19 protein-coding genes are annotated in these 20,018 nt (G+C 43.5%); 7 read left to right on the forward strand and 12 right to left on the reverse strand.

Annotation, left to right across the window (positions count from 1 at the left end; translation table 11 throughout):
* Positions 1-19 precede the first annotated feature (19 nt).
* From ACPD8L_RS03240 to ACPD8L_RS03280, 9 genes are all read right to left on the reverse strand, one after another.
* Positions 20-2,296: a TonB-dependent receptor gene (locus ACPD8L_RS03240; protein WP_423941828.1), complete on the reverse strand. Its 2,277-nt coding sequence runs from the start codon at positions 2,294-2,296 to the stop codon at positions 20-22.
* Between the two features lie 45 nt (positions 2,297-2,341).
* Entirely contained in the window at positions 2,342-2,683 is a 342-nt protein-coding gene (locus ACPD8L_RS03245) for a hypothetical protein (RefSeq protein ID WP_116218853.1), read from the reverse strand.
* Positions 2,684-2,736: 53 nt separating this feature from the next.
* Positions 2,737-3,252, reverse strand: a complete 516-nt coding sequence (locus tag ACPD8L_RS03250; RefSeq protein ID WP_423941829.1) for a DUF6787 family protein — start codon at positions 3,250-3,252, stop codon at positions 2,737-2,739.
* A 32-nt stretch (positions 3,253-3,284) separates the two neighbouring features.
* A complete protein-coding gene (locus tag ACPD8L_RS03255; protein ID WP_423941831.1) occupies positions 3,285-3,743 on the reverse strand; it encodes a DUF6146 family protein in 459 nt (152 codons plus the stop codon).
* A gap of 69 nt (positions 3,744-3,812) precedes the next feature.
* On the reverse strand, positions 3,813-4,454 hold the full coding sequence (locus ACPD8L_RS03260; protein ID WP_423941832.1) for a DUF937 domain-containing protein: 642 nt from the start codon (positions 4,452-4,454) through the stop codon (positions 3,813-3,815).
* 76 nt (positions 4,455-4,530) lie between these two features.
* On the reverse strand, positions 4,531-5,484 hold the full coding sequence (locus tag ACPD8L_RS03265; RefSeq protein WP_423941835.1) for a D-2-hydroxyacid dehydrogenase: 954 nt from the start codon (positions 5,482-5,484) through the stop codon (positions 4,531-4,533).
* 25 nt (positions 5,485-5,509) lie between these two features.
* A complete protein-coding gene (locus ACPD8L_RS03270) occupies positions 5,510-5,845 on the reverse strand; it encodes a four helix bundle protein (protein WP_313786764.1) in 336 nt (111 codons plus the stop codon).
* A gap of 35 nt (positions 5,846-5,880) precedes the next feature.
* Entirely contained in the window at positions 5,881-6,945 is a 1,065-nt protein-coding gene (serC, locus tag ACPD8L_RS03275) for a 3-phosphoserine/phosphohydroxythreonine transaminase (protein ID WP_423941839.1), read from the reverse strand.
* A gap of 69 nt (positions 6,946-7,014) precedes the next feature.
* Positions 7,015-8,028: an acyl-CoA reductase gene (locus ACPD8L_RS03280; RefSeq protein ID WP_423941842.1), complete on the reverse strand. Its 1,014-nt coding sequence runs from the start codon at positions 8,026-8,028 to the stop codon at positions 7,015-7,017.
* A gap of 106 nt (positions 8,029-8,134) precedes the next feature.
* Here ACPD8L_RS03280 and ACPD8L_RS03285 point away from each other — a divergent pair, with 106 nt between their 5' ends.
* The 7 genes from ACPD8L_RS03285 (at position 8,135) to ACPD8L_RS03315 (ending at position 18,234) form a co-directional block, all read left to right on the forward strand.
* Entirely contained in the window at positions 8,135-8,488 is a 354-nt protein-coding gene (locus ACPD8L_RS03285) for a 4Fe-4S dicluster domain-containing protein (RefSeq protein WP_116218846.1), read from the forward strand.
* Positions 8,489-8,722: 234 nt separating this feature from the next.
* A complete protein-coding gene (gene ychF, locus ACPD8L_RS03290) occupies positions 8,723-9,817 on the forward strand; it encodes a redox-regulated ATPase YchF (RefSeq protein ID WP_423941845.1) in 1,095 nt (364 codons plus the stop codon).
* A 158-nt stretch (positions 9,818-9,975) separates the two neighbouring features.
* Entirely contained in the window at positions 9,976-11,727 is a 1,752-nt protein-coding gene (locus tag ACPD8L_RS03295) for a Kelch repeat-containing protein (protein WP_423941847.1), read from the forward strand.
* Between the two features lie 204 nt (positions 11,728-11,931).
* Positions 11,932-12,537, forward strand: coding sequence for an IPT/TIG domain-containing protein (locus ACPD8L_RS03300; protein WP_423941849.1), 606 nt, complete (start codon positions 11,932-11,934; stop codon positions 12,535-12,537).
* Positions 12,538-12,707: 170 nt separating this feature from the next.
* Complete coding sequence (locus ACPD8L_RS03305) at positions 12,708-14,567, forward strand: DNA topoisomerase IV subunit B (protein WP_116218841.1); 1,860 nt, start codon at positions 12,708-12,710, stop codon at positions 14,565-14,567.
* A 25-nt stretch (positions 14,568-14,592) separates the two neighbouring features.
* Entirely contained in the window at positions 14,593-17,208 is a 2,616-nt protein-coding gene (locus ACPD8L_RS03310) for a DNA gyrase/topoisomerase IV subunit A (RefSeq protein WP_293300422.1), read from the forward strand.
* Between the two features lie 69 nt (positions 17,209-17,277).
* A complete protein-coding gene (locus ACPD8L_RS03315) occupies positions 17,278-18,234 on the forward strand; it encodes a sterol desaturase family protein (protein ID WP_116218839.1) in 957 nt (318 codons plus the stop codon).
* A gap of 3 nt (positions 18,235-18,237) precedes the next feature.
* Here the strand turns inward: ACPD8L_RS03315 and ACPD8L_RS03320 are convergent, their stop codons facing one another.
* From ACPD8L_RS03320 to ACPD8L_RS03330, 3 genes are read right to left on the reverse strand one after another with little or no spacing between them, the layout of a single operon-like run.
* Positions 18,238-19,047, reverse strand: a complete 810-nt coding sequence (locus ACPD8L_RS03320; RefSeq protein WP_423941852.1) for a TerC family protein — start codon at positions 19,045-19,047, stop codon at positions 18,238-18,240.
* Between the two features lie 2 nt (positions 19,048-19,049).
* The gene (locus tag ACPD8L_RS03325; protein ID WP_116218837.1) at positions 19,050-19,427 is read right to left on the reverse strand and encodes a DNA topoisomerase IV; all 378 of its coding nucleotides are present in this window, start codon (positions 19,425-19,427) and stop codon (positions 19,050-19,052) included.
* 32 nt (positions 19,428-19,459) lie between these two features.
* Positions 19,460-19,849 carry a helix-turn-helix domain-containing protein gene (locus ACPD8L_RS03330; protein WP_293300453.1) on the reverse strand — a complete coding sequence of 130 codons (390 nt, stop codon included), beginning with the start codon at positions 19,847-19,849 and terminating at the stop codon, positions 19,460-19,462.
* Positions 19,850-20,018: the final 169 nt, after the last annotated feature.

Genomic DNA, 20,018 nt, shown 5'->3' on the forward strand with positions numbered 1-20,018 from the left:
CGAAATTTTTATACTTTTTTTACAATCCAATACTCAAATTAAAGGCAATGTTACGGCCAATATTGGCAATGCCATCGGTCTTTAATCGGGATAGGTGCGAGATATAGGTTTTATCAAAAAGATTGTTTCCGCTTATCTTGAAGCCCACCAATTGGTTAAAAATGGTGATTTCTCCACCAAAGCCCATATTGAATAGACTATATCCCGATGTAGGGGTTTCAAACGTGGCTACTTTATTTTGGTCAAATACAGATTGAAGCGTGGCAAAGGCGTAACTCTTGGACTTTGTTCCCTTGGCGGTGTTCCATTCTACCCGTAGCGTATTGTTCCATCGGTTGGCAGGAATCAACGGAAGGTCGGTCTTGTCTTCCAGTTCTCCAAAAACCATGTCAAAACTACTTTCCAAATGCAGCCAATCCAAAGGATGGGGGTGTAAATGGAATCCAAATTCGCCACCATAGAGTTTGGCATCCTGTTGTTGGAAAACATAAATGGGATCATCATCCCTAAACTCTCCAGTAGGTTGCAAATAGATATAATCGCTCACATTGTTGTAGAAGGCATTGGCATACACCTCAATATGTTGATTGCCATATTCAAGAGCCAAATCTACCTGTACATTTTGCTCACTGTCCAAATCTTGGTTTCCTATCTCAACGCGATTGGCGCCGCTATGGAGTCCGTTGGAAGTCAATTCGGATAGGTTGGGCGCCCTGAATCCTGTGGCAATGTTCAAACGGAAGAGGATGTTATCCGTTAAATCCGCCCTATATCCCACAGCAGCATTAAAACTGTTGAAATTCTTGTCCAAACTGGGAATATATTCCTCATCGCCAACAATGCCACTTTCTTCCCCATTTATTGACCTTAAATCATACCGTAACCCCAATTGTAGATCACTTTTATTGAAATGGATGTGGGAAGTGGCCAATACCCCAAAATCATTGGTAATGGCATTGGGAATGAGTACTTCTTCGCCAAAATTCTCGTTCTTTTGGTGCATACCCTGTACACCAAAAATAGTGGTCATACTGCCCCATTGGGGGTTAAACTGCAAGTTGTAGTTAAACGTGCTCAAGTCCATGTCCAAAGCGGGACCTTCCTCACCCTCTTCTTCTTCATGTTCCTCCTCTTCGTGTTCTTCACCTTCTTCATGTTCGTGTTCATGGTGTTCCTCAAACTCTTTTCTATCATTGAAAATATATCCGAAAGTGGCTTCCAAACTGGATTTTCTAAAGAAAAAATTACTTTTCGAACTCAAGATATGGGTTGCAATCTCTTGATTCGGTAACAAAGGATCTCTGCCATTGTCCTGTACCCCAATTTCTTCGGGGATGCCCAAATTGGATTCGTTGTAATTATATCTTAGTTCCGTCTTGAACTTGGTGGCCTGATAGGCTAGTCCGGTTTTAATATCGGCTTCCTTGAATCTGGAGTTGGTCACGCCGGTGCCATCGCCTGTTTCATAATCGACATTGGATGAATAAGCGCCCCTTACCAAAAACTTAAGTTTTTCACCCGAGGTTTTAAAGCCTGCATTGGCCCCATACCCCAAAGTATTGGTAAAATAGTTTAGGTTGATGTGACCCGAGGTCTGGTTGGGAAGTTCAAAACTTTCAGGATTTAGGTAGAGTACGCCACCCAGGGCATCGGAACCGTAGAGTAGGGAAGCGGGGCCTTTGATGACCTCAATGCTGGAAATTCCGGCATCATTGACCCCAAGACCGTGTTCGCCTCCAAATTGTTGGTTCTCCAATCGTACGCCTTGGGTATAGACCAAAACCCTATTGAAACTCAGTCCCCTGATCACAGGTTTTCCAATACCTACCCCTGTGGAAACCGAGGTTACCCCGGGGACTCTGGTAATACCATCCGCCAAGGTGATGGCACCTTCACTTTTGAGCTCAGCGATGGACTTTTGTTCCACTTTCATCACATTTTCCCGTTGAAGCTTATGGAAAGGAGTGGAGAGAACAACCTCGTCAATTTCAATGGCCGAAGGGACCATGGCGTAACTATAGGAGTTGGTGCCTGAATGGATTTCCAAGGTTGTGGAATGGGTTTCGTAGCCCAAATAGGCCACTACGAGTTTGTAGGAACCTTCGGGAAGGTCTTTTAGGGTGTATGAGCCATCGGTCCCAGTAACGGCTCCTTTCTCCAATTGAGGGATATATACGGATACCTGTTCCAAAGGCTGTCCATTTTCTGAATCCGATATGTTACCTGTAACTGTGCTCTGTGCAACTATATATAGTGGGGCCAATGCAAAAAGCATTGACGTGAACAATTGTTTCATTATAAAAATTACTACGTTATTGAATGTGTTGAATGGAAACGAAAACTATAATGAAACAGTAGGAGGGGCTCTTAAAGCCAGATATTCCTTTTGGTAAAGTTTAAAAAAAGAGTTGTGAAAATTGTGTTGATGCCCAATAATCGGTACTTGCAAGGCAACGTATTCATAGGAAGAAGCAACAAATACTTTGGAGACCAAGGTGAAGTCATGGAATTCACAATGGATATCCGCCTCATGGATGTGCTTTGTGCCCTCAGCAATGCAACGTTTTTCCTTGGAGTGTCCAAAAAGCGCATGCGATAGCTTTACTGCTGATGGGGTAAGTATCCCCAAGGCCAGTACAAAGGAAACAACAGCAATGATACGTTTAGGAAGCAATGAGGTCATCTTGGCAAAGTAACCTATCCGAATACTTTTTCTGTGTTAACAAAACCATAAAACTATGGGAAGAGAAATCCTAATCCCATGCGTTTCAACATTTTCTTTTCAAATTCCCAGAAGAATTTGAACTGCCCGAACAACCATCCAACAAAGACCAGTATAAATTGGTATACAGGAAAGATCAAGAGAATACGTGCGGTCCAATAGATGGCGCCATGGATATTGTTTTCTCCAAGTCCCATCCATTCCACCAAGGGGGCGGCAAGTTTTCCTGAAACACTTCCCGTTATGGCGAAGACAATGAAAATGGCAATCATTTCCCATTTGTGGGCCACTTTCCATTTATGCTCCAACTTTTTAAAGCACCAAAGAAAAAACCGAATCATAATCACAGTCAACCCGATGGTGGAACCCAAAGTAAAAACCCATTCCACTAAAGTATTGTTAAGCCCAAAGGTGTGTAACAAACGTCTGGATATCCAGTAAGCGGTAAGCAGTACCAAGGCGAAGCCCAAAAATGGAAAGAAAAGTTGCCAGTCTTTATGAATTTCCCAGCGGTCCCTTATTTTTTTCATCGGCAAGAATGTTCCGATGCAAAAATACGGTTTTAAATCCTTGGAAGAAAGGGGCCAAGACGCTGTTTGTATTTTCGCTGGAAATAAACGAAATAATTATAGAGCTTATAATTTACTTCATAGCCATAATCAATATTTGGGTCATAATCAATTTGGAACATATACAGATTTGGATTAAAGTTTCCGGGCTGTACAACACGTCTGTTCCATTCCATTACAAGAAGTTGATTCCTGTTTTCCAGGAAAGATTGGGAGTAGTAGCCTTCGGGTCGGGCAATACTCAGTAACCAATTGTAGAATCCGGGTTCAATGATGATGATCTCATATTCACTCTCCTCATCTTTGATCTCTACTTCCTTTTCTTCCTGTGAATTGAAAACGGCCTGTTCTTCGTCGGAAATGTCCAAGGCCTCTTTTTGTGCAGAACAGGACACCAATAGGCCAAAAGTGGCCACAAAGGCCACTAAGAAGGATAAAATTCTCTTTTTCATAGGTTTAAGATACAAAAAAAGCCATTTGAAATTTCAAACAGCTTTGTTAAATATCGTTAAGCAGAAAGACTATTTGCCAAAAAGTCCGCCCAGCATCCCGCCAAGGCCACCTTTTTTCTGTCCACCACTGTTCAATACCATTCCGGCCAAATCATCTATAACGCTGCCATCGCCATCCGAGTCCAAGAAAGTCTCAATAAGGGATTGTTGTTTGGAGGCACTTTTACCACCGCCCATAAGTCCACCCAAAAGACCGTTAAGTCCATCAGGGCTACTCACATTCTGCTGACGCGTTTGCTTTCCCAAATATCCCAATAGGATGGGGGCTGCAATTTTAAGGATTTGGGAAATGGTCCCGGCATCCAAACCTGATTTGCTGCTCAAGGCATTTTCCACTTGGGGTTGTTTTCCTCCCAAGATATGCCCTAAGATTCCAGCGCCATCGTCCATTACGTTTTGGTCCACTCCACCTCCAAAGAGACCTCCCATGTCATCCAAAATGCTGCCATCGTGTTTGGAGGACAGCGCATTCATAAGTCCTTGGGCCCCACCAGGGGTAGAGGTGTTCTTTTTCATGGCACCCATCAACAAGGGCATGGCCATACTCAAAACATCTGCGGTTTTATTTTCGGATTGCCCAGTTTGTCCGGCCACTCCGCTGATCAATTGTTGGCCCATGGGGCTATTTAGTAAATCCAATAATCCTGACATTGTATTTGTGTTAAGGTTAGGAAGACAATGTAGTGAAAAACTAGGTTTTGAACCTGTATGAGGGTCAAAAAACCAATTATTTTAGCAATTTGATAATCTGTTGCGCCAATTCCAGGCCAATACGTTGCTGTGCTTCTTGGGTCGATGCCCCAATATGTGGGGAAAGCGATATTTTGGGATGCATCAATATTTTGATTTCCGGGTGGGGTTCGGATTCATAGACATCCAATCCTGCAAAGGCCAATTTGTCAGCGTCCAAGGCTTCCACAAGGGCCACTTCGTCCAAAACACCACCACGCGACGCATTGATGATGCCTGCCGTAGGTTTCATCTGCGCCAATTCTTTTGCCCCAATAACATACCCATTTTGTGATGGAACGTGGATACTGACAAAATCAGAATTCTTTAAAACATTCTCAAGCTTGCTGTTTTCCAACTTGAACTGTACGGTTTGTCCATCATAAAAAGAAACCTCCAAGGTCACTTCTTGGGTATGGTGATCATGATAGAGCACCTTCATACCCATGGCAATCGCCATTTTTGCAGTGGCATGACCTATCCTGCCCAAACCAATGATTCCCATGGTCTTTCCGCGCAGTTCCGTTCCGGAAGCATAGCTTTTTTTGAGCTGCTTGAACTGACTGTCGCCATCCAAGGGCATGTTCCGATTGGAATCATGTAAAAATCGAGCTCCGTTGAACATGTGGGCAAAGACCAGTTCGGCCACCGACTCCGAAGAAGCTTCGGGCGTATTGATGACATGGATTCCTTTGGACCGGGCATAATCCACATCTATGTTATCCATACCTACACCGGCCCTGCCGATCAATTGAAGGCCAGGGCAGGCATCGATAGTTTTTTTTCTTACCTCAGTGGCGCTTCGGACCAAAAGGACCGAAATGGAATTGGTGTTGATGAAATTTGCCAATTGTTCTTGGGCCACTCGGGTGGTGACCACTTCAAAACCTTCCTTTTGAAGTACATCTATTCCCGATTGGGCTAAGCCATCATTGGCCAGTACAATATTCATAGGCTTAAATTATAAGTCTTAAGTTTTAAATAGTTTCTTGGCTGGTTTTGACAATTTTGGTCAAAATTTTGATGATTTGCTCTATTTCTTCCAAGTACTCTTTCAAATCAAGGTCAGATAAGTTGGCTTTATGAATCAATCGTAGCCAATATCTGGATTCACGTGCTTCTTTTGAAGCTATGGCCATTTTAGAAATGAAATCTTTTTTGGATTGACCTGCACCTGCTTCGGCTACATTTGCTCCAATGCTGGTGGATGAACGCAATAATTGATCGGCGAAGACATACTCGTTGTTTTCCTTCAAATTTTTAACTAATTTGATGATGCGCAACGAAAATTCAAAACTTCTTTCTTCAATCAATATTTAGGATTTAGAACTAAAAACTTAACACTAATCTATCCTTTTTTCTCCAATTCGCTCATAATGTCGACCAAAACCCCTACACTTTCCAAGGGTAGTGCATTGTACATGGATGCGCGATATCCTCCCACAGATCGGTGCCCGTTGATACCACTGATACCTTCCTCTTTGCACATGCTGTCAAAAACTTCTTTCAATCCATCGTCAGTGATGTTGAAAGTGGCGTTCATAGTGGAACGATCTTCCTTGGCCGCAAAGCCAGAGAATACGGGGTTCAATTCTATTTCGGAATAAATAAGGCTGGCCTTTCGCTCGTTGATTTCCTCAATAGCTGCGATACCGCCTAAATCTTTTAACCATTGCATGGTGAGCATAGATACATATACTGCAAATACAGGAGGTGTGTTGAACATGCTCTCTTTACTCGCATGTACCGAATAATCCAACATGGACGGGATTTTTCGGGAAACCTTGCCCAAAATATCCTCCTTTACCACAACAAGAGTGGTCCCGGCTGGCCCCATGTTCTTTTGTGCACCTGCATAGATTAAGTCAAACTGGGAAAAATCGAGTTGACGGGAAAAAATATCCGAACTCATGTCGCAAACCAATGGAACATTTGTTTTGGGAAATTCCTTGATCTGGGTTCCAAAAATGGTATTGTTGGAGGTAAGGTGCAGGTAATCCAAATCTGAGGGGATATGGTATCCCTTTGGGATATGGTTGAAATTTGCGGCCTGTGACGAAGCCACCTCCACAATATCACCGAACAGTTTGGCTTCCTTGATGGCTTTCTGGCTCCAGGTTCCTGTGTTGACGTATCCTGCCTTTTTGTCCAAAAGGTTATAGGCGGCCATCAAAAACTGCATACTGGCCCCTCCTTGCAAGAACAGGGCTTGATATCCCTTTCCTTCCAATCCCAAAAGTTCAAGGGCCAACGAACGGGCCTTTTCCATTATGGCTACAAATTCCTTGCTGCGATGTGAGATTTCTATAAGTGATAAACCAATACCGTCCAGTTCCACTACGGCTTCGGAAGCCTTCTGCATGACCTCTTTGGGTAAAATACAAGGTCCTGCGCTAAAATTGTGTTTTTTCATTCCCTTAATTTAGAAGGTAAAGGTCTAAAAAAAACTTGGATCTAAAAACGGTTTCGGCAATCGGTTTTTCTATAGTTGAAGTAAAAAATCCATGGTGTCCACACCATCCGCATAATCACCCAGTTGGGGGTTTTGGGTCTCTCCAAAAGCAATATCGTTGGATTGGGTCTCGGCTGATACAATACATTGGATTTGCTCTTCTTGCATCAATAATTGTTCGCGTAATTTTTCTTGGGAGTCGTATTGGGAATAGAATAAGGCCGCGATAGGGGAAGAGAACCCTTCATCTTCCTTGAGCACCAAAAAACCATTGTCCAAAATCTTAAAATCGCTCATGAGGTACACTGCCTTGTTATAGTCGTAATTATTGGCATATTTATGATGATGGATAACATCCTGAAAAGTAAACATGGCCTTGTAAAACGTATCAAAATCATATCCTGTGGGAACAAAGAGTTTGGCAACATTTCTACAACCCAACCCGTAATACCTAAAAATATCCTCACCCAAGGCTTCCAGTTCATCTTGGGATTCATTCCCGGTTAAGATGGCCACCGAACTTCTATTTTTTCGGATGATGTTCGGTTTTTTTCCAAAATAATGCTCAAAATAGCGACCTGTATTGTTGCTTCCTGTGGCAATGACGGCATCAAAGTTTTCCAGTTTACCTTCGGTGAATTCAATCCGTTCAGCCAATATCGGTTCCTCTTTGATCAAATAATCGGAAAGATAGGGAAGCAATATCTTATCATTGGAAGAAAGTTTGGCCAATACTTTATTTCCAGAGAGCAGCACACATAAAAAATCATGGAATCCCACCAAGGGAATATTACCGGCCATGACAATACCGATGGTCTTTGGAGCGTTATCGACCGTAAAGTCATACTTGGAAAGCCATCGGGATAGGTTTTCTTCGGTCAATAATTCACTCCATTGCTGTAACGCAACAATGATGTTGTCCCGGGTAAACCACCCATTTTGCTGTTCAGCCTTGGCCAAGGCCTCATCAAATGAAGCCAACGAGCCATTGTCATTTTCACAAAAATCGCCAAGGTAACTTCCAAGTTTAACAAAAGCTTTCAATATTGGGAGATGTGCCCTCATTATATTTGTATACTAATTTGGTAGGGTTTATTTTTGCCAAAAATACGCATGCTGAAATGAATCAGCACCACGGAAAAAGAAAATTATGGCGATAATTATAACAGACGAATGCATTAACTGCGGGGCCTGCGAGCCAGAATGCCCCAATACAGCAATATACGAAGGAGCCGATGAATGGCGATATAGTGACGGTACTTCCTTGGAGGGAGATGTAGTCCTTCCCAATGGAAAAGCAGTAAATGCTGAGGAGGTCCAGGAACCTGTAAGTGACGAAATCTATTACATTGCACCCGATAAGTGTACCGAGTGTATGGGATTCCATGAAGAACCCCAATGTGCCGCGGTTTGCCCAGTGGATTGCTGTGTACCGGATGAAGACCACGTGGAAAGCGAAGAAGAACTTTTGGGCAAGCAGAAGTTTATGCATCCCAACGGATAGCCCATAAAAAACCACTAATTTAGCCCCGAACTTATTTTCGGGGTTTTTTATGCAAGAAAAAGAAAAAACATACAATGGTTTTTGGAAGCAGGCCGGGTGTATTTTATCGCTTGTGGCCATTTTTGGAATCATCGGACTTTTTGCCATGGGCTTTTATTTCCTGATAAAAGGGTTTTAAAACGCCCAAAACAAAACTTCAACTTATATTTGCAGCCTTAAAATACACCTGAATAGATGAAAGCCGGTATCGTAGGATTGCCCAACGTGGGAAAATCCACCCTCTTTAACTGTTTGTCCAATGCCAAGGCGCAAAGTGCCAACTTTCCCTTTTGCACCATTGAACCCAACATTGGGGTGGTGAACGTTCCCGATACCCGTTTGGAAAAACTGGAGGAATTGGTGAACCCTGAGCGTGTAATTCCTGCCACAGTGGAAATTGTGGACATTGCTGGTTTGGTAAAGGGTGCGAGTAAAGGTGAGGGACTGGGCAACCAGTTTTTGGGCAACATCCGGGAAACAGACGCAATTCTTCATGTGCTGCGCTGCTTTGACAATGATAATATTGTACACGTAGATGGTTCCGTAGACCCCATCCGTGACAAGGAGACCATAGACATGGAGCTCCAATTGAAGGATTTGGAGAGCGTGGAGAAAAAACTGGACAAGGTAAAACGTGCCGCCAAGACCGGAAACAAGGAAGCCCAGAAAGAAGAGGCTGTTCTTAATGCCTTGAAAACAGGTTTGGAGTCCGGCACATCGGTACGGGCTATTCAACTCAACGATGAGGATAGACTGGAATATGTAAAACCTCTACAGCTCATTACGGACAAGCCTGTAATGTATGTCTGTAACGTAGGCGAAGAAGCCGCAGCTACCGGGAATGCCTATGTGGAAAAAGTAAAGGAAGCTGTGGCCCAGGAAAATGCCGAGGTCATCTTTTTGGCCGTGGGTACCGAAGCCGATATTACCGAACTGGAAACCTACGAAGAACGCCAAATGTTCTTGGAAGATTTGGGCCTTTCTGAACCCGGTTCCGCAAAGCTTATCCGTGGCGCTTACCGTTTGTTGGATTTGGAGACCTATTTTACTGCTGGGGTCAAGGAGGTACGTGCATGGACCATTCCCGTGGGAGCCACGGCACCCCAAGCCGCTGGTGTGATCCATACCGATTTTGAAAAAGGCTTTATCCGTGCCGAGGTCATCGCTTATGATGACTATGTGAAACATGGCAGCGAAGCCAAGGTCAAGGAAGCCGGCCGTATGCGGGTGGAAGGCAAGGAGTACATTGTTAAAGATGGCGATGTGATGCATTTCCGCTTCAACGTGTAAAAATTGAAAAAATCTTGAGAGGATAATAAAATATCCGTCAATTCAAAACCTGTATCCGTCAACTCATATGGCCCATCAATATATTGATGGGTCTTTTTTTGTTCCAGAGTATCGATTTTAGGGGTTAAGATAAATAGTAACCCAAATAAATTTTTGATATGAAAAAAGCGATACTAGTTGGCCTATCCATTTTGGCCCTGTCCCTGAACACTTCCTGCGGCAAGGACGATGGCCCTGCCCCAGAACCCGAAGTAGTAGAAATCACCAGTTTTTCCCCTGCATCTGGAACGGTGGGCACCGAAGTGACCATTACCGGTAAAAACTTCAGCACCACCAAGACCGGGAACAACGTAACCTTTAACGGAACTGCCGCTACGGTAAAGAGCGCTACGGCAACAAACCTTAAAGTAGATGTCCCCAATGGGGCAACCACAGGAAAAATTAAAGTGACGGTGGGCAACAGTTCGGCCACAAGTGCCACGAACTTTGAGGTGACCACGACACAAGCTGCCCCAACCATTTCGGGATTGGATGTGTCCGCTATTTGCGCAGGAGGGGAGGTTGTCATAAGCGGGGCAAACTTTGGCTCCAGTGCCCAGGACGCAGCCGTTTATATCGATGGTGAACAAGCAACCGTAACTGCACACGCATCAAACAGCTTGACCATTGAAGCACCACAAACAGCCGTAACTGGACTTGTGGAGGTAAAAGTAAGTGGCCAATCTGGCTTCAGTGAAGCTCAACTGGAAGTTTATCCAGCACCAGTAATAACAGGACTCTCGATCAATGAAGGTGAATGGGGCTCCGAAGTGACCATTCAGGGTACATTTGGCCAAGGCTTAAAAATACATTTTAATGATAAAGAAGGGCAAAATTTAGAAGTCTCCTTGGATGGCACTGAAGCCACCAAAATGTATGTCTATGTACCAGAAGGGGCCAGAACGGGAACTTTCATTGTGTCTGATAACTGCGGTAATACCACCGAAAGTGAAGAGTTCACCGTATTCCATGGCCGTTGGACCCAAGTTGCGGATTTTGGGGGAGGTGAGAGAAGTGGAATGATAGCGTTTGCAGTAGGAGATAAAGGCTATGTGGGAACAGGTGTACATGATGGTTCAATATTTAGAGATATTTGGGAATACGACCCCAATACAGATCAATGGACACAAAAGGCTGATTTTGGCGGCGGTTTTAGAAGTGCTGCAGTAAGCTTTGTAATTGATAATACCGCATATGCAGGAACAGGTTCATTGGGAACAACCTTATACCAAGATATTTGGAGTTATGATTCAGGTGCGGATATGTGGAATGAAGAAACTATATTTCTCGGATCTGCAAGACGTATTGCCGTAGGGTTTTCTATTGGTGATAAAGGCTATATAGGTACTGGAAAAGATCAGAATCAAAATTTGCTGAAAGATTTTTGGGAATATGATTCAAATGACGATACTTGGACGCAGAAAACAGATGTAGGAGCGGTGGGTAGATTTTTTTCTGTGGGTTTTGCCATAGGCGATAAAGGCTATATAGGTACTGGCTTTGATGTAAACAGTAATTTTCTTAATGATTTTTGGGAGTATGATCCAAGTAACAATACTTGGACACAGAAAGCAGATGTAGGAGCAGAGAGCACCGTAAGATCAAATGCCGTGGGCTTTGCTATAAAGGGCAAAGGCTATATTGGAACAGGCATAGACGATCCTATAAACCAAAACCTTTTAAAAGATTTTTGGGAGTACGACCCCACCGACGATACTTGGGTACAGGTTGCCAGTTTTCCGGGTGAAGCTCGGCAATCCGCAACGGTTTTTGTGATCAATGGTAAGGCCTATGTTGGTTTGGGAAATGGTTCCAATGGCAGCTTGAAGGATTTCTGGGAATTTGACCCTGATCCTGATCCTGAAAACTAATTCCTGTCTATCAGTTTTACAAGTAAACCAAAAGGGAGTCTTAAAAATAAGACTCCCTTTTTTTTGGGGATTCTCCGTTTTCTTGGTCAATCCAAAACCTATATCCGTCAACTCATATGGTCCATCGGTATATTGATGGGTCTTTTTTTGTTCCAGAGTATCGATTTTAGGGGTTAGTTATAATTATTAACCCAAATTTTTGACATGAAAAAAACAATTTTGATCGGACTTTCCTTGGTAAGTATGACGTTCTACACATCTTGTAATGAAAACGAGGATGTAGTCCCTGAACTAGAACTGGAAGATGTCCAGGTTTTAGGGGTCTCCCCTGAAGCAGGACAACCTGGAACCGTAGTGACCATAACGGGTAAAAACTTTAGCAGGGTATGGCGCAATAACATTGTTACATTTAACGGAGTGCAGGCCGAGGTAAATAGTGCTTCCACAAGAAAGCTGGACGTGGTTGTTCCCGAAGGGGCAAGTACCGGTCCCATATCTGTTGCTTTTCGCGCCAGTTCGGATGTTTCATCACTTGATTTCACCGTATTGGAAAAAATACCAGCTATTTCTGTGTTTTCACCCACCTCGGGTAAAGCAGGGACCATTGTTGAAATTGAAGGAATCAACTTTAAGACCAACCCCCAAGCGAACATGGTAAAGTTTGGCGATGTGGAGAGCGTGGTCATCAAGGTCGATTCTGCTGCAACAAGATTAAAAGTAAAGGTGCCGGAAGGGGCCAGTACAGGCAAGATATCAGTCACCGCTGATTCACTCACTGGTGAATCTGAGGAAGATTTTGTGATACAGTAGGAGAAAGAAAAGAGTATTTTTCTTTCATTTTATGGCCAAACCTAGGTTTGGCCTTTTTTGTTTTTGAGAATGGTTTTCGCCTATCAACACCCATTGTTGATTAAATTCTTGCCGCTATACTTTTATTTTTGCCCCTAAATTTTATATTAGCAAGGATTAACCCTTTACACATGGCAGAAACCCAATATACAGAGGATAATATCCGTTCGCTGGATTGGAAGGAGCATATCCGTATGCGTCCCGGGATGTACATTGGCAAATTAGGCGATGGCTCCTCCGCGGACGATGGTATCTACATCCTCCTCAAAGAGGTCATTGACAACTGTATTGATGAGTTCGTAATGGGTGCCGGGAAGACCATAGAGATCAACATCAAAGAAAATACCGTACATGTTCGGGATTACGGTCGTGGCATTCCTTTGGGCAAAGTGGTGGACGTGGTCTCCAAAATGAACACGGGGGGAAAATACGATACCCGTGCCTTTAAAAAATCCGTGGGACTCAACGGGGTAGGAACCAAGGCCGTGAACGCATTGTCCACCTACTTTCGGGTAGAGTCCAACCGGGATGGGCAATCCAAATCCGCAGAGTTTGAAGCAGGGAACCTGACCAATGAAGAGCTTTTGGAAGAAAGTTCGCGGCGTAGGGGGACCAAAGTGAGTTTTGTTCCGGACGAATCCATCTTTAAAAAATACAAATACCGCAATGAGTATGTGGAACGCATGCTCAAAAACTACGTATACCTCAATCCGGGACTTACTATTGTCTTTAATGGCGAAAAATACCATTCAGAAAACGGATTGAAGGACTTGTTGGAGGACAACAACAATGAGGAAGATTTCCTATATCCCATCATCCACCTAAAAGGAGATGATATTGAGGTGGCCATGACACACAGCAAGACCCAGTACAGTGAGGAATACCATTCCTTCGTAAATGGGCAGCATACCACCCAAGGTGGAACGCACCAATCGGCATTCCGGGAAGCCGTGGTCAAGACCATCCGGGATTTTTATGGGAAAAATTACGATGCCTCGGATGTACGAAAATCTATTATTTCCGCAGTTTCCATTAAAGTAATGGAGCCTGTTTTCGAGAGTCAGACCAAGACCAAATTGGGCTCCACGGACATGGGAGGGGACCTACCTACGGTACGTACCTATATCAACGATTTTGTGGGAACCCATTTGGACAATTACTTGCACAAAAACCCGCAAACGGCTGATGCCTTGCAACGTAAGATCGTACAGGCCGAAAAGGAACGAAAAGAACTTTCCGGCATTCGAAAACTGGCAAGGGAACGTGCCAAAAAGGCCAGTCTACACAATAAAAAGCTAAGGGATTGTCGTGTACATCTTCAGGATATGAAAAAAGACCGAAGGTTGGAGAGCACCCTTTTTATCACCGAAGGGGATTCGGCTTCAGGTTCCATTACCAAGTCCAGGGACGTGAACACCCAAGCTGTTTTCAGTCTTCGGGGAAAACCTTTGAACTCTTATGGCATGTCCAAAAAGATTGTCTATGAGAATGAGGAGTTCAATCTACTTCAAGCAGCATTGAACATTGAGGAGTCCATGGAGGATTTGCGGTATAATAATATTGTCATCGCAACGGATGCGGATGTGGATGGAATGCACATACGGTTGTTGCTGATTACCTTTTTCCTGCAATTCTTTCCGGAACTGATCAAGGAAAATCATTTGTACATCCTGCAAACCCCACTTTTTAGGGTTCGAAATAAAAAAGAGACCATTTATTGCTATAGCGAGGAGGAGAGGCGAAATGCTATTGAAAAATTGAGCGGAAAGCCAGAAATTACCCGATTTAAGGGATTGGGTGAAATCTCCCCAGATGAGTTCAAGCATTTTATTGGGGATGATATCCGTTTGGAACCTGTAATGTTGGACAAGGCCATGAGCATAGACAACCTTTTACAGTTTTATATGGGGAAAAACACCCCTGACCGACAAGAATTTATTATAAATAACCTTAAAGTCGAACTTGACTTGATAGAAGAAAACCAACTATAAACCAAACAAATACACATCCTTCTAGATGGAAGAGAACGAAGAACTGAATGAGGAAGGTTTAGAGAGCCAGGACAGTTTGGTCAAGGTGACCGGAATGTACAAGGATTGGTTCTTGGATTATGCTTCGTATGTAATCTTGGAACGTGCCGTCCCTGCCATTGAAGACGGTTTTAAACCGGTGCAGCGCAGGATTATGCACGCCCTTAAGGAATTGGACGATGGCCGCTACAACAAGGTGGCCAATGTAGTGGGGCACACCATGCAATACCACCCCCACGGCGATGCCAGTATCGCGGATGCCATGGTTCAAATCGGTCAAAAAGACCTACTCATTGACACTCAGGGAAACTGGGGAAATATCTTGACCGGAGATGGTGCCGCGGCATCACGATATATAGAGGCCAGACTTTCCAAGTTCGCCCTTGAGGTAATCTACAGCCCAAAAATCACGGAATGGCAATTGTCCTATGATGGCCGAAAGAAGGAACCCGTACACCTGCCCGTAAAATTTCCGTTGTTACTGGCGCAAGGAGCGGAAGGAATTGCGGTTGGACTTAGCACTAAAATACTGCCGCACAACTTTAACGAACTTATAGACGCTTCCATAAAACACCTAAAAGGGCAACGTTTTACACTATATCCGGATTTTCCCACAGGTGGAATCATAGATGTCACCAATTATAATGAAGGCCTTCGTGGCGGAAAGGTTAGGGTAAGGGCCAAAATTTCGGCATTGGACAAGAACACCTTGGTCATCACTGAAATACCTTATGGGACCAATACCTCTTCTTTAATTGATTCCATTCTGAAGGCCAACGACAAAGGGAAGATCAAAATCAAGAAAATAGAGGACAATACCGCGGCCGAAGTGGAAATTTTAGTGCATCTACCCAATGGCATTTCACCTGACAAGACCATTGATGCGCTTTATGCATTTACTGCCTGCGAATCGTCCATATCACCTTTGGGCTGTATCATTGAAGATAACAAGCCTTTGTTTATAGGGGTCAAGGAGATGTTGGAACGTTCCACAGAAAATACAGTGGAATTGTTGAAGTCCGAACTCGAGATTCAACTGGGAGAGTTGGAGGAACAATGGCATTTTGCTTCCTTGGAACGTATTTTTATTGAAAACCGGATCTATCGGGATATTGAAGAGGAGGAAACCTGGGAAGGTGTGATTGCCGCCATCGATAAAGGCCTGAAACCTTTCACCAAAAATCTAAAAAGAGAGGTGACCGAAGAGGACATTGTTCGGTTGACCGAAATCCGTATCAAGCGTATTTCGAAGTTTGATCTGGAGAAAGCCCAACAACTTATTGATAGTCTGGACGAACGTATAGCACAAACAAAGCACCATCTGGAACATTTGGTGGAATATGCCATAGATTATTTCAAGGAACTCAAAAAGAAATATGGCAATGGTCGTGAGCGACAGTCCGAAATTAAAGTGTTTGACGACATTGAGGCCACCAAAGTGGTGATCCGTAATACCAAGCTCTATGTAAACAGGGAGGAAGGGTTTATTGGGACATCGCTGAAACGGGATGAATATGTTACGGATTGCAGCGATATTGACGATATCATCGTTTTTACCCAAAAAGGGGAGATGATGGTCACCAAGGTAGACTCCAAGGTCTTTGTGGGCAAGAATATCATCCACGTTGCCGTATTCAAGAAAAAGGACAAGCGCACCACCTATAATATGATCTACAAGGATGGAAAGGGCGGTGCGAGCTACATCAAACGATTCAACGTCACCAGCATTACGCGTGACAAGATTTACCCGCTATCCGGCGATAAGGCCTCCGCAGAAGTGCTTTACTTTTCGGCCAACCCCAATGGGGAAGCCGAGGTGATTACCGTATTATTGAGGCAATCGGGCAGTATCAAGAAATTGAAATGGGACTTGGATTTTGCCGATGTTCTCATCAAAGGACGTGCTTCAAAAGGAAATTTGGTCACCAAATACAGTGTTAAGCGTATCGAATTGAAGGAAAAAGGAGTTTCCACCCTAAAACCCAGAAAGATTTGGTTCGATGAAGTGGTAAGTCGACTCAATGTGGACGGCAGGGGAGAACTGTTGGGCGATTTCAGGGGAGATGATCTATTATTGGTGATAGACCAAAAGGGAACGGTACGAACCATTGCACCGGATTTATCCACCCACTTCAATGAGGATATGATCGTGCTGGAGAAATGGAATCCGAAGAAACCCATTTCCGTAGTCCATTATGAAGGTGAAAAAGAGCGCTATTATCTGAAGCGCTTTTTGGTTGAGAATCCAAATAAGGAAGAATTGGTCATTTCCGAGCACCCTAAATCGTTTATGGAACTGGCCACAACGGATTGGAGACCTGTGATAGAGGTTGAGTTTGTAAAGCCACGCGGAAAAGACCCAAAACCCAACCTTGAAGTGGATGTGGAAGACTTCATTTCCGTCAAGGGCATCAAAGCCATCGGAAACCAGCTCACTGCGGAAAAAGTCAAGAACATCAACCTTTTGGAACCTCTGGTTTTTGAGGAGCCCGAAGAACCCAAAGCGGAAGACATGGAAGTAGTGGACGAGGAAAATGTGGACACCGATGAGACCGACACTGAGACCAAAAAAGATGGTTCTGACCAAACCTCTTTGTTTTGACATATATTCTACCTATATTCTAACCTGAACAGTAATATGCACTCCTTAACCTCATAGCTAATATATTTTATGGATTTCACCAACCCGCTGGTGTACGGCGTACCAGTTTTTATTGCCTTTATTTTATTTGAGCTCACTTATAGTAAAACCCATGGGGATGACCATCTTTACAATTGGAAAGATTTGGCAGCGAGTGGTTTTATGGGAATTGGTTCCGCGATTTTGGGACCCCTCTTCAAGGTGATTTTTGCCATTGTTCTTTTTGAGGCCACGTATGAGTTCTTCAATCCTATAGAGAATGGTACCAGACAAAATATTTTGGGCTATGAGTCTTTTGGATATGCTTGGTACGTGTGGATACTATGTCAATTGGCCGATGATTTCACCTATTATTGGTTTCACAGGGCCAACCACGAGATCCGTATTTTGTGGGCAGCACATATTGTCCACCATTCTTCCGACAATTTTAATTTGGGAACGGCCGTTCGCAATGGCTGGTTCACCATTCTATACAAACCCTTGTTCTACATGTGGATGCCTGCCATAGGGTTTCCACCTGAAATGGTCGTGGTTTGTTTGGGCATTGAGGCACTATGGCAGTTTCAGTTGCACTCTGTGTACATTCCCAAATTGGGCTTTTTGGAGAAATTCCTAAACACCCATACCATGCACCAAGTACACCATGCCCAAAATGTGGAGTATTTGGACAAGAACCATGGAGGCTTTCTAAATATTTTTGATAAGGTTTTTGGGACTTGGAAGGAATTGGATGATGACATCGATGTGAAATACGGTGTAATCCATTCCCCGAACTCCTTTAATCCAGTTGTGATACTCACCCATGAATTCAAGGACATTTGGAACGATGTTAAGAAAGTGGATAAACTATCCCACAAGCTGATGTACATTTTTGGCCCTCCAGGCTGGAGTCATGATGGAAGCACCCTTACCGTAAAACAGCAACAAAAGTTGTTTGAGGAACACAAGGAAGCGCATCCGGAGTTGGCTTATCAACGTCCAAACTGACATTTATTCAACCGCTTCTTGCTCAGGGTTTTTGTTTTTCTGCATCCTGAGATTCAAGAATTCCACCATTAAGGAGAAGGCAATCGCGAAGTACAAATATCCTTTGGGTATGGCGCCTACTTCGTTTCCAAATACCACGAGGTGGGACAAATGGGCCGCTTCTGCAATCAGCATAAACCCAATAAGGATCAAGAAAGACAGCCCCAGCACTTGTATGGACGGGTGTCGGTTGACAAATTCCCCTACAGGACTGGCAAACAGCATCATGATCACTACGGAAATGACCACCGCTGTAATCATAAGAATCAAGGCATCGGTTGGGTTGGGAGAGATGCCGTTGGTCATCCCGATTGCGGTTAATATGGAATCAAAGGAAAATACAATATTGATTACGGTTATCTGAACAATGGCGCTCATCAAAGAAGATGATCTTGATTTTTCCACTTCACGCTCATCGTGCCCGCGATCTTCAACTTTCTCATGAATTTCCTTGGTACTCTTGTACAAAAGGAACAGTCCACCAGAAAAGAGAATGATGGCCTGCCAGCTTATCCCACCAGTAATCCAAGATTCATCCAAAAGCATAAAGGGCTTTTTCATCTTGGTAAGCCATGTAATTCCAAACAGCAACACAATTCTCATGAGCATGGCCAAAACCAGACCAATATTGGTGGCCTTTTTTCGGTCTTTCTTTTCCAATTTGCCAGCAGCGATGGAAATGAAGATAATATTGTCGATCCCTAGGACAATTTCCAAAAAGGTCAAAGTGATCAATGCCATCCAGGCATCTGGGCTGGTAAAAATTTCAAACATGGTCAGTTTATTTTGTGGGCAGTTCCCTTAAATTTTCGTTTATCGCCAACAGCATTGTACTCAAAGGTATATGAAGAATCGGAAGTTGTCAATATTTTAATGTGTATTGATTTTTCCTCTGCTTTGCTCTTTGGATTCTTATTTTTTAAGATATACTCGCAATCATTGATCCAGCGAACGGACGAAGTATCCCTTTTTCCGTCATAAAAGTCCACTTCGGTATCCAATGTCCTATGGAACGTAGTTTTCTTTTCCTCTCCATCAATCACGGTGGTGAATGTGAATTCGCCGGTTTTAAAGTCTGTGCAATTGCGTTGGGGCGGCTGCCCACATGCCCAAAAAAGTAAAATGAGCACTACTGAGAAGAAATAGTTTACCATAGTTACAAAGTAACGGAAAGAACTAAAGCGGGTCAATCCTTTTTTGCTCGAAAGGACTCAAAAGTGCCATCAGCATAAAAAACAATCACTTTTGTGGATTGGGGAGTATCTTTATCCTCGACCATGGGATTGGTTTGAACCTGCGTAGATTTTATTTTTTCAGGAACTGCAATCTCTTTTTTGATTTCCCCACCTTTTATTGATGAAGGGAATTCCCCGACTCCCTTCAACAACCAGTACAGATTTACCTCGGGGTAGGTGTCCGCCAACTTCATCACAAAATCCAGACTGGGTTTGTTCCGCCCATTCAACAAATGGGAAACACTGGAACGCTGTACCCCAATTTGGTCGGCAAAGGCAGAAACCGTCAGGCCATAATGATCCATGATGGTTTGTATACGTGGGATGATATCTTTATTCACAATTGTAACTTTTCAATTCTAAAACTAATAAAAATTGCAATGGACTAGAAAAATGTTTTTCAGAATCATTGATTTTATCAAAAGAAAAAGATTAAATGGTTTATCATATCTAGCTGTTTTACTGATTAATAACTCTTACAATTTTAGTTCACGACACAATTGTATCGAT

This window comes from Flagellimonas algicida (assembly GCF_049629585.1).
Classification (GTDB): Bacteria; Bacteroidota; Bacteroidia; order Flavobacteriales; family Flavobacteriaceae; genus Flagellimonas.

Excerpts from the sequence above, each read along its gene's own strand:
- ACPD8L_RS03240 (WP_423941828.1), bottom strand. The coding sequence starts at position 2,296 with ATGAAACAATTGTTCACGTCAATGCTTTTTGCATTGGCCCCACTATAT.
- ACPD8L_RS03245 (WP_116218853.1), bottom strand. The coding sequence starts at position 2,683 with ATGACCTCATTGCTTCCTAAACGTATCATTGCTGTTGTTTCCTTTGTA.
- ACPD8L_RS03250 (WP_423941829.1), bottom strand. The coding sequence starts at position 3,252 with ATGAAAAAAATAAGGGACCGCTGGGAAATTCATAAAGACTGGCAACTT.
- ACPD8L_RS03255 (WP_423941831.1), bottom strand. The coding sequence starts at position 3,743 with ATGAAAAAGAGAATTTTATCCTTCTTAGTGGCCTTTGTGGCCACTTTT.
- ACPD8L_RS03260 (WP_423941832.1), bottom strand. The coding sequence starts at position 4,454 with ATGTCAGGATTATTGGATTTACTAAATAGCCCCATGGGCCAACAATTG.
- ACPD8L_RS03265 (WP_423941835.1), bottom strand. The coding sequence starts at position 5,484 with ATGAATATTGTACTGGCCAATGATGGCTTAGCCCAATCGGGAATAGAT.
- serC (WP_423941839.1), bottom strand. The coding sequence starts at position 6,945 with ATGAAAAAACACAATTTTAGCGCAGGACCTTGTATTTTACCCAAAGAG.
- ACPD8L_RS03285 (WP_116218846.1), top strand. The coding sequence starts at position 8,135 with ATGGCGATAATTATAACAGACGAATGCATTAACTGCGGGGCCTGCGAG.
- ychF (WP_423941845.1), top strand. The coding sequence starts at position 8,723 with ATGAAAGCCGGTATCGTAGGATTGCCCAACGTGGGAAAATCCACCCTC.
- ACPD8L_RS03295 (WP_423941847.1), top strand. The coding sequence starts at position 9,976 with ATGAAAAAAGCGATACTAGTTGGCCTATCCATTTTGGCCCTGTCCCTG.
- ACPD8L_RS03300 (WP_423941849.1), top strand. The coding sequence starts at position 11,932 with ATGAAAAAAACAATTTTGATCGGACTTTCCTTGGTAAGTATGACGTTC.
- ACPD8L_RS03305 (WP_116218841.1), top strand. The coding sequence starts at position 12,708 with ATGGCAGAAACCCAATATACAGAGGATAATATCCGTTCGCTGGATTGG.
- ACPD8L_RS03310 (WP_293300422.1), top strand. The coding sequence starts at position 14,593 with ATGGAAGAGAACGAAGAACTGAATGAGGAAGGTTTAGAGAGCCAGGAC.
- ACPD8L_RS03315 (WP_116218839.1), top strand. The coding sequence starts at position 17,278 with ATGGATTTCACCAACCCGCTGGTGTACGGCGTACCAGTTTTTATTGCC.
- ACPD8L_RS03320 (WP_423941852.1), bottom strand. The coding sequence starts at position 19,047 with ATGTTTGAAATTTTTACCAGCCCAGATGCCTGGATGGCATTGATCACT.
- ACPD8L_RS03325 (WP_116218837.1), bottom strand. The coding sequence starts at position 19,427 with ATGGTAAACTATTTCTTCTCAGTAGTGCTCATTTTACTTTTTTGGGCA.